Source organism: Mesorhizobium sp. WSM4989 (assembly GCF_029625795.1).
Taxonomy (GTDB): Bacteria; Pseudomonadota; Alphaproteobacteria; order Rhizobiales; family Rhizobiaceae; genus Mesorhizobium.
Genome location: NZ_JARTVN010000002.1, coordinates 1,243,885 through 1,257,789, shown reverse-complemented (window position 1 = coordinate 1,257,789; position 13,905 = coordinate 1,243,885). Strand labels below are relative to the sequence as shown.

11 protein-coding genes and 1 tRNA gene are annotated in these 13,905 nt (G+C 64.8%); 8 read left to right on the top strand and 4 right to left on the bottom strand.

Features of this window, described 5'->3' with window-relative positions; all coding sequences use genetic code 11:
* Nucleotides 1-77: 77 nt before the first annotated feature.
* Complete coding sequence (locus P9217_RS18730; RefSeq protein WP_040969921.1) at nt 78-464, bottom strand: MerR family DNA-binding transcriptional regulator; 387 nt, start codon at nt 462-464, stop codon at nt 78-80.
* 143 nt (nt 465-607) lie between these two features.
* Nucleotides 608-2,026 carry a magnesium transporter gene (mgtE, locus tag P9217_RS18725; protein ID WP_067329211.1) on the bottom strand — a complete coding sequence of 473 codons (1,419 nt, stop codon included), beginning with the start codon at nt 2,024-2,026 and terminating at the stop codon, nt 608-610.
* A 391-nt stretch (nt 2,027-2,417) separates the two neighbouring features.
* Between mgtE and P9217_RS18720 the strand changes: the two genes are divergently transcribed.
* From P9217_RS18720 to P9217_RS18690, 7 genes are all read left to right on the top strand, one after another.
* The gene (locus P9217_RS18720; protein ID WP_095829713.1) at nt 2,418-3,041 is read left to right on the top strand and encodes a response regulator transcription factor; all 624 of its coding nucleotides are present in this window, start codon (nt 2,418-2,420) and stop codon (nt 3,039-3,041) included.
* A gap of 121 nt (nt 3,042-3,162) precedes the next feature.
* Nucleotides 3,163-4,353: an aminotransferase class V-fold PLP-dependent enzyme gene (locus P9217_RS18715; RefSeq protein ID WP_095829707.1), complete on the top strand. Its 1,191-nt coding sequence runs from the start codon at nt 3,163-3,165 to the stop codon at nt 4,351-4,353.
* Nucleotides 4,354-4,363: 10 nt separating this feature from the next.
* Nucleotides 4,364-5,326 (top strand): CoA ester lyase, encoded by a 963-nt coding sequence (locus P9217_RS18710; protein WP_095829706.1) that lies wholly within the window; start codon nt 4,364-4,366, stop codon nt 5,324-5,326.
* A 17-nt stretch (nt 5,327-5,343) separates the two neighbouring features.
* Nucleotides 5,344-6,531, top strand: a complete 1,188-nt coding sequence (locus P9217_RS18705) for a malate--CoA ligase subunit beta (RefSeq protein ID WP_067001218.1) — start codon at nt 5,344-5,346, stop codon at nt 6,529-6,531.
* Between the two features lie 13 nt (nt 6,532-6,544).
* The gene (gene sucD / locus P9217_RS18700; protein WP_067001220.1) at nt 6,545-7,444 is read left to right on the top strand and encodes a succinate--CoA ligase subunit alpha; all 900 of its coding nucleotides are present in this window, start codon (nt 6,545-6,547) and stop codon (nt 7,442-7,444) included.
* Nucleotides 7,445-7,532: 88 nt separating this feature from the next.
* Nucleotides 7,533-8,501 carry a D-glycerate dehydrogenase gene (locus P9217_RS18695; RefSeq protein WP_278087718.1) on the top strand — a complete coding sequence of 323 codons (969 nt, stop codon included), beginning with the start codon at nt 7,533-7,535 and terminating at the stop codon, nt 8,499-8,501.
* A 66-nt stretch (nt 8,502-8,567) separates the two neighbouring features.
* The gene (locus P9217_RS18690) at nt 8,568-11,252 is read left to right on the top strand and encodes a phosphoenolpyruvate carboxylase (RefSeq protein WP_278087719.1); all 2,685 of its coding nucleotides are present in this window, start codon (nt 8,568-8,570) and stop codon (nt 11,250-11,252) included.
* Between the two features lie 145 nt (nt 11,253-11,397).
* On the opposite strand, the gene P9217_RS18685 is transcribed toward P9217_RS18690, so the two are convergent.
* Nucleotides 11,398-11,482, bottom strand: a tRNA-Leu gene (locus P9217_RS18685).
* 240 nt (nt 11,483-11,722) lie between these two features.
* Between P9217_RS18685 and lipB the strand changes: the two genes are divergently transcribed.
* A complete protein-coding gene (gene lipB, locus P9217_RS18680; RefSeq protein ID WP_067329200.1) occupies nt 11,723-12,466 on the top strand; it encodes a lipoyl(octanoyl) transferase LipB in 744 nt (247 codons plus the stop codon).
* A gap of 10 nt (nt 12,467-12,476) precedes the next feature.
* On the opposite strand, the gene P9217_RS18675 is transcribed toward lipB, so the two are convergent.
* Nucleotides 12,477-13,727, bottom strand: coding sequence for an SRPBCC family protein (locus P9217_RS18675; protein WP_278087797.1), 1,251 nt, complete (start codon nt 13,725-13,727; stop codon nt 12,477-12,479).
* Nucleotides 13,728-13,905 lie beyond the last annotated feature (178 nt).

The following is a 13,905-nucleotide window of genomic DNA, read 5'->3' as shown; positions in this document are numbered from 1 at the left end:
GACGAAGTTCGAAAGCTCCGGCCAATCTCGAACGTCTGCGACGGTTAGCCTAGCTGAATTCTTTGGCTGTCAGCGGGCTACGTGTTCACGCCCAGCTCCGCCAACCGCTCCACGCAGGACTCCTCGGCCTGGTCGAGCTCGGCAAGCGTCTCCTCGAGGTCGCGCCGTTTCTGGCGTAGGTCCTCGCGCTTTTCCTCGATGCGCTTGATCATCAGCTTGAGCTGGCCGACCTCGCCGGGCGGTTCCTTGTACATCTGGATGATTTCGCGGATTTCGGCGATCGAGAAGCCGAGCCGCTTGCCGCGCATGATCTGGCGGATCAGATGCCGGTCGGACGGGCGAAACAGCCGCGTGCGCCCGCGCCGGATCGGCTGTACCAGCCCCTCGTCCTCATAGAACCGCAACGTCCGGGTTGACACGTCGAATTCGCGCGTCAGCTCGGTGATCGTGTAATATTCCCGCATTCTGGCTCCCACGCCCAAACGTCCAGGCATCGCCACGCAGAAGCGTCGCCCTTCTCCAATCAACCCCGTCTGTGCCGGAATCGGCATCTGACCCCAGGGCAACGTCGCACGGCATTTACGTAAAAGTCAATTATAGCACTGTCTCAGGGAACGCCAAACCACCACGTGGCCAATCCGAGGAATGCGAAGAAGCCGACGCAGTCGGTGACGGTCGTGACGAAGACGGCGGAGGCTACCGCCGGGTCGATCTTGAAGCGGTCGAGCAGCAGCGGGATGAGAATGCCTGCCAGGGCCGCCGCGAACATGTTGATGATCATCGCCGCCGCGATAATGCCGCCCAGGTTCGGGTCGTGGAACCAGAGTCCAGCAACCATGCCGATCAGCACGGCAAAGACGATGCCATTGATGAAGCCAACCCCCACCTCACGGCGGATGATCCGGGCGGCGTTGTAGATGTCCAGATCCCTGGTCGCCAGCGCCCGCACCGTGACGGTCATCGTCTGCGAGCCGGCATTGCCGCCCATGCCGGCAACGATCGGCATCAGCACAGCGAGCGCCACGATATGCTCGATGGTCTGGTCGAACAGGCCAATCACCGAGGCCGCGAGGAACGCCGTGACCAGATTGACGAGCAGCCACGGCACACGCGATCGCGAGGTCGCAAGCACGGTGTCGGATAGCTCTTCGTCGCCGACGCCGCCCATGCGCAGAAGGTCCTCCTCTGCCTCCTGCTGGATGACGTCGACCACGTCGTCGATGGTGAGCACGCCGACCAGACGCTCGTTCTCGTCGACCACGGCGGCCGATAGCAGGTCGTACTGCTCGAATTCCCGCGCCGCCTCTTCCTGGTCCATGGTGGCGGGGATGGCATGGCGCGTTTCATGCATCACCTCCTCGACCTTCACCGCGCGCTTGGTGCGTAGGATCTGGTCGAGATCGATGGCGCCGAGCAGTTTGAAGCTCGGGTCGATGACGAAGATCTGGCTGAAGCGATCGGGAAGGTTCTTGTCCTCGCGCATGTAGTCGATCGTCTGGCCGATGGTCCAGAACGGCGGCACGGCGACGAACTCGGTCTGCATGCGCCGGCCGGCCGTCTCTTCCGGATAGTCGAGCGCGCGCCGCAGCCGGATGCGCTCGGTGAACGGCAGTTGCGACAGGATCTCGTCCTGGTCCTCCTGGTCGAGGTCTTCCAGGATGTAGACGGCGTCGTCGGAATCGAGTTCCTGCACCGCCTGCGCGATCTGTTCGTTGGGCAAATTGTCGACGATGTCGAGCCGGATCGCCTCATCGACCTCTGTCAGCGCCGAAAAGTCGAAATCCGAGCCAAGCAATTCGACCAGCGCGCGGCGCTGCTCGGGATGGAGTGCTTCCAGCAGATCGCCGAGTTCCGACTGATGCAGGTCGTCGACTTCGCGTTTTAAGATGAGCGTGTCGCGATCGGCGATGGCCGCGCCGATCTGCGCAAGGAAGGCAGAACGGACGGCGCCGTCCTCGCCATAGATGTCAGCGCCGCCTTCCTCGACGGTCCTGGCGCCGGTCGTCTCTCTGTCCTGGCCTTCCACCAGCGCCTCCCGCCAACAGCAATCCGGAAAGGGTGTGAATCAGGTCTAGAGCATGAGCCCGAAAAGTGGAAACCGCATTTCGGGAAACCCGATGCTTATGCGGCAGATAGGGTCGAGACACGATTCGTCCTGAGAAAATATAGCCGTAGCGCGCGGAATATTCAGAGAAATGTCCCCGCGACGCCTCCCGGTAAAGGCGGGTCGCGCCGCATTTGCGGGTTCAGCCGCCGCGACAGCGCATGTCGCTGCGGAAAGAGCGCCCTTTTGCTGTTGGGGCAGAATTGCCATGATGCAGGTCCAGGTGGATCGGCAAGCGCGAGATCGACAGGACAATCGGCAGGCCTTGAACCTCAAGTCCCGGAAAACGAACGAAGCAGTTGGCGAGCAGCGCGTGCGTGTTATCGTCGCCGAGCGCAATCCGCTTGTCGTGTCTGCGCTTCGCGAGATGCTGGAATGCGACGGGCGTTTCGAGCTGTTGAGCTCCGTGCCGAGCGGCAAGCAATTCTTGGAATTGGCGGCGAACACCGGGTTCGACGTCGCCGTCATCGGCTGGAAGCTCGCCGACATGGATGGCGCCGATGTCCTGGCGGAAGTCCAGATCCGCAAGCTCGACCTGCGCATCACGGTCTTTTCCAATGATCATGACATCGGCATCCTGAAGCAGTGCGTGCGGCTCGGCGCCCAGGGCTATTGCTTTCAGTTCGACGATCCCTCGATCATATTCGAGACGATCCTGGCGGTCGCGCATGGGCGCATCTGCATCCCTTACATCGACATCAACAAGGTCAACGATACGCCGCTGTCGCAACTCACCGTGCGTGAGCGCGAATTGCTTGCGGTGCTTTCCGACGGCTGGACCAATCTCCAGATCGCGACCCGCACCGGGATCTCCGAGAACACGGTGAAGTACCATCTCAAAAATCTTTACGACAAGCTCGACGTGCGCAACCGCGCCATGGCTGTCGCGCTCTATGCCAACGAGAGGAGACGCGGCTCCAAATCGCCTTTCGGGTAGGCGGATCGGGTAGGCTCGACCTACCCGCGCGTGGCGACAACTTACCCGGCAAGGTGTTGTTGCTCGGCGCCATCGACACGAAACTTCCTCCAGCATCCCAAAACGTAGGAGGAGTTTGCGCATGGCCGGGTTTACCCATCTTTTCATCCCTGGACCCACCAACATTCCTGAAGAGGTCCGGCAGGCGATGAACCTGCCGATGGAAGACATGCGCGCCGCCTCCTTCCCCAATCTGACGCTGCCGCTGTTCGAGGACATCAAGAAGGTTTTCAAGAACGAGACCGGCCGCGTCTTCATCTATCCGTCGTCCGGCACCGGCGCCTGGGAGGCGGCGATGACCAACGTGCTCAACCCGGGCGACCGGGTGCTTATGTCGCGCTTCGGCCAGTTCTCGCATCTGTGGGTCGACATGGCCGAGCGCCTCGGCTTCGATGTCGACGTCATCGACTGCGAATGGGGAACCGGCGTCCCGCTCGACCTCTATGCCGAAAGGCTGCGGGCGGACAAGTCGCACCAGATCAAGGCGGTCTTCTGCACGCAAAACGAGACCGCGACCGGCGTTACCAGCGACGTCGCTGGCTGCCGAGCGGTGCTCGATGCGGTGAACCACCCAGCGCTCCTCTTCGTCGACGGGGTCTCGTCGATCGGCTCGATCGACTTCCGTCAGGAGGAATGGCGCGTCGACTGCGCGGTAAGCGGCTCGCAGAAAGGTTTCATGCTGCCCGCCGGCCTCGGCTTCCTGTCGGTCAGCAAGAAGGCGCTGGCGGCGTCGCGAGTCGCGACCCACCGGCGCTGCTACTTCTCCTTCGATGACATGATCCGCGCCAACGACGCCGGCTATTTCCCCTACACGCCCGCCACGCAGCTGCTGCGCGGCCTGCGCGCCTCGCTCGACCTGATCGCCGAGGAAGGGCTGGACAACATCTTCGCGCGCCACCATCGCCTGGCCGAAGGCGTGCGCAAGGCGGTCGACGCTTGGGGGTTGAAGCTGTGCGCCAAGGCGCCGCAATGGCACTCCGATACGGTGAGCGCGATCCTGGTGCCGGAAGGCATCGACAGCGGCGACGTGGTCAAGCGTGCCTACCGCACCTATCAGACATCGCTCGGCGGCGGCCTCAACAAGGTCTTCGGCAAGGTCTTCCGCATCGGCCATCTCGGCTGGCTGAACGAGGTGATGGTCTGCGCCTCGCTGTCGGCGGCCGAAATGGCGCTGCTTGATTGCGGCGTGCGCCTGGCGCCGGGCTCGGGCGTGGCGGCTGCGATCGAGCATTTCCGGCGCACGGCCGCAATGCCGGTCGCCGAGGCGGCGTGAGGAACGGACGATGAGCCACACCATCAACCACCTCAAGAAGCTCAGGCTCCAGCGCAGCGAGCTGGCGGTTCCCGGCTCCAGCCCGGAAATGATCGACAAGGCGGCGAACAGCGCCGCCGACTTCGTCTTCCTCGACATCGAGGACGCGGTGGCGCCGCCCGACAAAGAGCGCGCGCGCAAGAACATCATCCAGGCGCTGAACGACATCGATTGGCGCGCCAAGGGCAAGACCGTATCGGTGCGCATCAACGGCCTCGACACCCACTACATGTACCGCGACGTGGTCGACGTCATGGAACAGGCCGGCGACCGGCTGGACACGATCCTGGTGCCGAAGGTCGGCGTACCGGCGGACCTCTATATGGTCGAGGCCATGGTCAACCAGATCGAGATGGCCAAGGGTTTCAACACCCGGGTCGGCCTCGAAGCGCTGATCGAAACCGCGCTCGGCATGGCCAATGTCGAGGCGATCGCCGCCACGCCCGGCCGGCTCGAAGCGATGCATTTCGGTGTCGCCGATTACGCCGCCAGCAACAAGGCGCGCACCGTCAACATCGGCGGCCTCAACCCTGACTATCCCGGCGATCAGTGGCATTTCGCCCTGTCGCGCATGACTGTCGCCTGCCGCGCCTATGGCTTGCGCGCCATCGACGGACCGTTCGGCGATTTCTCCGACCCCGAAGGTTACACAGCAGCCGCCAGGCGCGCCGCCGCACTCGGCATCGAAGGCAAATGGGCGATCCATCCCTCGCAGATCGCTCTGGCCAACGACGTGTTCTCGCCGCCGGAAAAGGAGGTCACCCGCGCTCGCCGCATCCTTGAGGTGCTCAAGGAAGCGGAGGCGCTCGGCAAGGGCGCGGCGGCGCTCGACGGCAAGATGATCGACGCTGCCTCGGAACGCATGGCACGCAATGTTCTGGTGGTGAGCGAGGCGATCGAGCGCGCCAGCCAGGCGCATAGCGCAGCGCATTAGATTACCGGGAGGACAAGATGGACATTCACGAATACCAGGCCAAGGAACTGCTCGCCCGCCACGGCGTGCACGTCCCACGCGGCGGCCTTGCCTACAGCCCCGAGCAGGCGACCTACCGGGCGCGCGAGATCGGCGGCTCGAAATGGGTGCTGAAGGCGCAGGTCCATTCCGGCGCGCGCGGCAAAGCCGGCGGCATCAAGCTCTGCTCCAACGACGAGGAGATCTCCAACGCCGCCGAGGGAATGCTCGGCCGCAAGCTGGTCACCCAGCAGACCGGCCCGCGCGGCAAGCTGATCTCGCGCCTCTATCTCGAGGAAGCCGTCGACATCGCGCAGGAGCTCTATCTCGGCTTCGTGCTCGACCGCAAGGAAGAGCGCGTCATGATCGTGGCATCGGCCGCCGGCGGCATGGAGATCGAGGACATCTCCGAAAAGAAGCCGGATTCCATCATCCGCGCCACCGTCGATCCGGGCGTCGGCATGCAGGGCTTCCAGGCGCGCGAGATCGCCTTCGGCCTCGGACTTGAAAGCAACCTGATCGGCAAGGCGACCGAGACCATCCTCGGCTGCTATCAGGTGTTCCGCGACTACGACGCCTCGATGCTGGAGATCAATCCGCTGGTGGTGACCCGCGACGGCAGCCTCGTCGCGCTCGACGCCAAGATGTCGTTCGACGAGAACGCGCTGTTCCGCCGCCCGGAAATCTCGGAACTGCGCGACAAGAGCCAGGAAGACCCGCGCGAGACTTTTGCGAGCGATCGCGGTCTCTCCTATGTCGGGCTGGACGGCAATATCGGCTGCATCATCAACGGCGCAGGCCTCGCCATGGCGACGATGGACATGATCAAGATCGCCGGCGGCGAGCCCGCCAATTTCCTCGACATCGGCGGCGGCGCCTCGCCCGAGCGGGTGGCGAAATCCTTCCGCGCCGTGCTCGGCGACAAGAATGTCGAGACCATCCTGGTCAACATTTTCGCCGGCATCAACCGGTGTGACTGGGTCGCCGAAGGCGTCATCAAGGCGATCCGCGAGGTCGGCGTCGACGTGCCGCTGGTGGTGCGCCTCTCCGGCACCAAGGTCGAGGAAGGACGCAAGATCCTGGCCGACTCCGGCGAGGCGGTGATCGTCGCCGACACGCTGGCCGAAGCCGCCGAAAAGGCCGTCGCCGCCTGGCGCGAAGCCACCAAGAACAAGAAAGCAGCCTGAGGGAGGTCGAGAAATGGCAATCCTGCTCAACCGCAGCACGCGCGTCATCGTCCAGGGTTTCACCGGCAAGATCGGCAGCTTCCACGCCGACGACATGAAGCGCTACGGCACCAAGCTGGTCGGCGGCGTCACCCCCGGCAAAGGCGGCCAGACGCATCTCGGCCTGCCCGTCTTCAACACCGTCAAGGGTGCTGTGCGCGAGACCCGCGCCGAGGCGAGCATCGTCTTCGTGCCGCCGCCCTTCGCCGCCGATTCGATCATGGAGGCGGCGGACGCCGGCATTAAGCTTTGCGTCTGCATCACCGACGGCATCCCCTCCCAGGACATGATGCAGGTGAAGCGCTACATGCGCCGATACCGCTTCGAAGACCGCATGCGGCTCGTCGGCCCGAACTGCGCCGGCGTCATCACGCCCGGACAGGCGCTGATGGGCATCATGCCCGGCAGCATCTATCTCCCCGGACGCGTCGGCATCGTCGGGCGCTCGGGCACGCTGGGCTACGAGGCCGCCTCGCAGATGAAGGCGTTGGGGATCGGTGTGTCGACCAGCGTCGGTATCGGCGGCGATCCGATCAATGGTTCGTCCTTCAAGGATATCCTTCAGCTCTTCGAGCGCGACGAGGACACCGACGCCGTGGTGATGATCGGCGAGATCGGCGGACCACAGGAAGCCGAAGCCGCGATCTGGGCGCGCGACAACATGCGAAAGCCGCTGATCGCCTACATCGCCGGGCTCTCGGCGCCGAAGGGCCGCCGCATGGGCCATGCCGGCGCCATCATCTCCGCCTTCGGCGAGTCGGCGCAGGAAAAGGTCGAGATCCTGAAAGACGCAGGCGTCGTCATCGTGCCGACGCCTGCCTCCTTCGGCGAAGTCGTGGCTGATACGCTGGCGCGGACCAAGAAGGCGGCGTGACGGCCGGGCGACGGCCGCATAGTCCACAAAATGTGAAGTCTGGGCCGCCGTAAACGCCGCGGCGGCCCGTCGATCAGCAGGAAACTCGATGAAACCGCGTTTGATTGTCACCCGCAGATGGCCGGCCGCCGTCGAAGCGATCCTGGCCGAGCGCTTCGACATGACGTTCAACGACAGCGACGAGCCGCTGAGCCCTGCCGCAATGACTTGCGCCTTCGCGCATTTCGACGCGATCCTGGCGACGGTCAGCGACCGCTTGCCGGTTGCGGTGTTCCCCGAGACCGCCGCCCGCACCCGCATCATCGCCAATTTCGGCGTCGGCTTCAGCCATATCGATGTCGCGGCAGCCCGCGACCGCGACATCGTGGTGACCAACACGCCTGGCGTGCTGACGGATTGCACCGCCGACCTTGCGCTTAGCCTGATGCTGGCCGTCGCGCGCCGGACCGGCGAAGGCGAGCGGCAGCTGCGAGCCGGAGAGTGGCGAGGCTGGTCGCCGACCCACATGGCCGGGGCAAAAGTGTCGGGCAAGACCTTGGGTATTGTCGGCATGGGGCGCATCGGCAAAGCGACGGCCAGGCGCGCGCATTTCGGCTTCGGCATGAAGATCGTATTCTTCAACCGGTCGCCGGTCGATGATGACGAGACGCGCGCTATGGGCGCGGAGCAGTTGCCGACTTTGGACGATGTGCTTACGGCATCCGATTTCGTCTCGCTGCACTGTCCGGGCGGCGTGGAAAACCGCCATCTCATCGATGCTCGAAGCCTGGGGTTGATGAAACGCGGCGCCTTCCTGATCAACACCGCGCGCGGCGACGTCGTCGACCAGGATGCCCTGATCGGTGCACTGCAACGGCGCGAGATCGCAGGTGCAGGTCTCGACGTCTTTGCCGACGAGCCCGCCGTTCCGGAAGCGCTGAAGCAGTTGGAGAACGTCGTGCTGTTGCCGCATCTCGGCAGCGCGACCGAGGAAACGCGGGTGGCGATGGGCATGAAGGTGGTGGAGAACCTGACCGCCTTCTTCGAGGGCCGCCCCGTCCCCGATCGGGTCGCCTGACAGCCGGCGCCGCCCTCCATTCAAGGCGCTGCTGCAGTTGCAATCGATGCAGCCGAGGAAAGCGGTTTGGAACAGAGCAGACGCATCAAATTTCGCGAGGACGAGCGCAGCCTCCTGTTGCGCCTGCTGCTTCAGGTCGCAAGCGCTCGTGAGCCCGAGGTCGCCGCCGTTCTGAGCGGGCGTCGGTCGCTTGTCTCTCTCGCCGCGGAACAGCGCATCCCGGCGCTTCAGGCGAGCGGCGTGTGGTTCCAGTTGCTGACGATTGCCGACGAGTTGCTTGCCATGCGGGCGCGGCGCGAACTCGAACAAGGCGCGGGCGCCGACGAGGTGCCCGGGTCTTTCGCCAGCGTGGTCGCGCAGATGGCGGCGAACGGCCGCTCGGCGGGGGAAGTCCAGGCCACGCTCGATGAGCTATGTGTCGGGCCGACCATGACCGCGCACCCCACGGAGGCCAAGCGCGTCACGGTGCTGGAGATCCATCGCCGCATCTATCGCAAGCTGACCGAGCTCGACCAGCCGCGCTGGGCGCCGCGCGAACGCGACCTGTTGGTCGCCGATCTGGAAAGCGAGATCGAGCTTCTGTGGATGACGGGCGAGCTGCGACTTGAGCGCCCGACGGTCGAGGGCGAAATCGCCTGGGGCCTGCACTTCTTTCGCGAGGTCATCTTCGAGGCAACGCCGCAGCTCTACGGCAAGCTTCAAGGCGCGTTCGAGCGCCACTATCCGGGAGAGCCGATCAGAATCCCGTCCTTCATGCGCTATGCCTCGTGGATCGGCGGCGACCGCGACGGCAATCCGAATGTGACGGCCGCAGTCACCGCTCATGCCCTGGCCGAATACCGCAATACTGCCATGGGCTGGTATCTGACGCAGGTGCAGCGGCTGGTGACGGTGCTCAGCGCCAGCTCCAACGTCATCGACCTGCCGCCGGGCTTTAAGCCGGTGCTGCAAACGGCGCTTGATAAAAGCGGACAGGCGCAAGCGATTGCCGCCCGCAACCCCGATGAACCGCTTCGCCAATTCGCTTCGGCCATGCTTGCCCGGCTGGCGGCGACGCGCGACGGCGGCACGGCGGCATATCTCTCGGCGGAAGCGTTTCGTGTCGATCTCAACGCACTGTCTTCCGTTCTCGAAGCGATCGGTGGGCGCGCGGTCGCCAGGCGCTTCGTCCAGCCTCTCATCTGGCAAGCCGGAAGCTTCGGCTTCCGTACGGTCTCGCTCGACATCCGGCAGAACTCCACGGTCGTCAACCGGGTGCTGGCCGAGCTGTTTGCGCTGACAGACCCGGCCGACCCGGTCTCACCCGGCACGCCGCGATGGTCGGCGCACCTCCGCTCAAGCCTCAGCCAGGGCGAGCAACCGGAGATCGACGCAGGCCGGCTCTCGCCTGAGGCGGCCGAACTGCTTTCGACATTCTCTGTCATCGCCAGGCACAATTCGGGCGCGGATGCCGACGCCGTTGGCTCGTTCGTGCTCAGCATGACCCGCTCGGCCGACGACCTGCTCGCGGTCTATCTGCTGGCACAATATTGCGGACTTTCGACCGCCCCTGGTAGTAGCGGCACGATCAGGCTGCGCATCGTGCCATTGTTCGAGACCATCGCCGATCTGCAGGCCGCTCCTGCCGTCCTGAATGATTTGCTCGGCGTTTCGCTGGTGCGGCGGACTGTGCGCGATTTTGGCGCGCGCCAGGAAATCATGCTTGGCTATTCGGATTCCAACAAGGACGGCGGCTTCCTCGCCTCCAATTGGGAACTGGCGAAAGCACAAAAGCGCCTTGCCGCGATCGGGCGCAAGCACAAGGTCAGGATCAGTTTCTTTCACGGTCGCGGCGGCTCCGTCAGCCGTGGCGGCGCGCCGACCGGCCGGGCGATCGCGGCGCAGCCGGCGGGCACTGTCGCCGGCAGGATGCGGGTAACCGAGCAGGGCGAGGTCGTTTCTTCGAAATTCGCCAATCGCGGCACCGGCCTCAACCAGCTCGAGGTTCTCGCCGCCGGCGTTCTGGCCCACAGTGTCGGATCGCCCGCTGATGTCGGGCCGAAGGAAACGCCGGAGTTCGACGAAGCGCTCGAGGCTCTGGCGGGCATGTCGCAGGCATCCTATGCCCGGTTGATGGCCGAGCCCGGCTTCCTCGATTATTTCAACCAGGCGAGCCCCGTTGCGGAACTGGCGCTGCTGAAGATGGGCTCACGGCCGGATCGCCGTTTCGGCGCCAGCGGCATTGCCGACCTGCGCGCCATTCCATGGGTGTTCGCCTGGAGCCAGAACCGTCATCTGTTGACCGGCTGGTATGGCATCGGCAGCGCGCTGAACGCCTTTGTCACGGTGCGCGGCGAGGCCGGGCGCGAGCTTCTGGCCCGCATGTTCGAGCGCTCGCGCTTCTTCCGTCTGATCGTCGACGAGGCCGAGAAGACGCTCTACCAGTCCGACATGGAGATCGCGCAGCTCTACGCCGGCCTGGTAGCCGACGCCGATGCAGCTTGGCGAATCTACGGCCGCATCGGAGCCGAATACGAGCTGACGCGACGCCTGATCGGTGACCTCACCGGCGGCGATCTTTCCGCGCGCTTTCCGATGTTCAAGCGGCGTTTCGACAATCTGCGGCGACAGATGGACGACATCCACCGCCTGCAGGTCGATCTGCTGCGCGAGGTTCGGACCAGTCCCGGCACGGCGGATCGAAGGCGGACGACCGACGCCCTGCTCGTCTCGATCAATTGCATCTCGGCCGGCCTTGGCTGGACGGGATAGGCCCGGGTTTTTTCAGAACGGAAGGGCTTGAAACCCAAAGCGGCGGCGCGGTCCGCAGGATCTGGCGCCGCTTTTGTTTTGGCCCGCAGAACGTCGGACGCGCCGCCTCACGGGCTCATCCAAGCAGTGCCTTTTTGGGGGAGAATGGTGCGGTCGAGAAGACTCGAACTTCCACGGGTTGCCCCACAGCGACCTCAACGCTGCGCGTCTACCAATTCCGCCACGACCGCACGTGGTAGGAGCCGGAACCGTCCGGCCCGGGGCCTGTAGCAAATCGTTTCCGGCGAAACAAGGGTGCCGTGCGGAATATTCGCTAATGCATGTCGCCCAAAAGTGCATGACGGTTTTGGGAGAACGACATGCATCAGACAAAGCTCCTGGCGCAATGCTCCACAGCCTCGACACGGGCCGGCCGAAACTGGACGTTTCAGCTAATTGCCGCCATATGAGGGGAGCATCGAGAAAGTTCCATGACAGAACGCAGCCAGATCGCCACGTCGTTCCTGCCCCTTCCCGGTTCGGCGCCGGTCGAGTGGGTCATCGAGCCCGGCCTGACGTCTTATCCCGACGCGCTCGCCTTCATGGAATCGCGCGCCGAGGCCATCCGCAATGGCGCTGCCGGCGAGATGGTCTGGCTGGTCGAGCATCCGCCGCTCTACACCGCCGGCACCAGCGCCCGTATCGAGGACCTCATCGACCCTGACCGCTTTCCCGTCTTCGCCGCAGGACGCGGCGGCGAATACACCTATCACGGCCCCGGCCAGCGCGTGGCCTATGTCATGCTCGACTTGAAGCGCCGGCGCGAGGATGTCCGCGCCTTCGTCGCCGCGCTCGAAGAGTGGATCATCGGCACGCTTGCCGCCTTCAACGTGCGCGGCGAGCGCCGCGAGGATCGCGTCGGCGTCTGGGTGGTGCGGCCGGATCGCCCTGCCATGCCTGACGGCAGGCCCGCCGAGGACAAGATCGCCGCCATCGGCATCAGGCTCAGGCGCTGGATAAGCTTTCACGGCATTGCCATCAATGTCGAGCCGGAGCTTTCCCACTTCGGTGGCATCGTGCCCTGCGGCGTTTCGGACCATGGCGTGACCAGCCTCGTCGATCTCGGCCTTCCGGTCACCATGGCCGATCTCGATCTTGCGCTGAAATCCGCCTTCGAGGACGTGTTCGGGCCTGCCGCGGCCCCGGTCGCCGAGCCGGCCCGAAAGGCAGGGTAATCCGGCGCGGCTACATCAGTTGCGCGGAGGCCCAGAGCACGCCATAGCCGTGAATGGAAAAGACCGCCAGCAGCGCGCCGGCCATGGCCAGGCGATCGAAGGCGTGGATCGGCTTCAGCTCGTGACGCGGTTTCACGCCGCTGCCGACCGTGAGCAGGCTGAGGACCGAGAACACCGCGCCGGCGACGAGCAGAAAGCTTGGCGAGAAGCCGGCGCGCCAGCCGAGCGCCAGCAACGCGAACAGCAGCAGGAAGGAGGCCAGCGCCAGCGCGATCGGGCCCGGGCAGATTTGGCGCAGCACTTGGCCGCCGTCGAACTTCCACACCGGCACCAGATTGGCGATGTTGAACAGCGACGCGCAGCCGGCAAGCGTCGCCAGCAGCACTGCCGCCGGGCGGTGTCCTTCGCTGCCGGCAAGGCCGCTGGCGGCGATCAGCAGAGGCACCAGGAAAGCGGAGAAGCCCCCACCCATCAGCGCCACGAAGGCGACCTCGAAGCGGCTGTCATACGGCCTGCCGCCCATGGCGATACCGCCGAGCAACGGAATGAAGATCATGCGCACCCGGCGATGCCCCGTCAGGCGGAATGCCGCCATGTGGCCAAGCTCGTGCAGCGCCACCACCGAAGTTAGGATGACAGCCAGCGCCAGTCCCCCGAGGTTGAGGCCGAAGAACGGCCACAGGATGAAGGCCGAAAGCACGGCAAAGCCTATCTGGCTCACCGGATGCTCGAACCAGCCGCCCCTGCGATACGTTCCGGTTCTCGCCCAGACCTGCAACTTGGCGAGCTCGCGGCGCATGGCGAAGTAGCGGAAGATCAGGAAGGCGACACCGCGATAGCGGTCGGTTTGCGTGAGCGTAACGCGCGTCGCATCGCCTTCGGGCGCGAGCGCGGTGGTTTCGCGATAGTCGGCCCAGAACGAGGGATCGAGAGCCGTGTCCTCAACGACTCGCATCGAGAACCGGCTGCCTTCCACCACATCGTCGAGCCGCGCCTTGCGTTCGATCGGCCGCCCGTCGCGCCCTTCCCAGGACAGTTTGATCAGCGCCGTCCCCTCGCCGTCCAGCGGTTCGACGGAAAGGATTTCACCCGACCAGCCGGCGTCGCTGCCGAACGGCCACAGCGCCTGCCACAGGCGATTCCGGTCAGCCTCGATCACGCGGCTGACCGTAACCGTGCGCAGCCCGAGCGGCACCGTCATCAAGAGAAAGATCAGTCCGAGATTTCCGGCCACGAGTGTGACCGTGGCGATGACCGACACTGCCCCTGCTCCCTGTTTTTGCGAGCCAAGCTAGCGGGGGTGCGGCCAAGAAAAGCTTAACAATGGGCGAGCTCGTGCCCGTCCCAAACAGAGAGCGGGCCCTTCGTCCGCCCAAGGGGGCGGCCGCCAGCCGCCTGCTCACATGGCGCCAATCCAGATCGCCATGGAAATGAGAAAG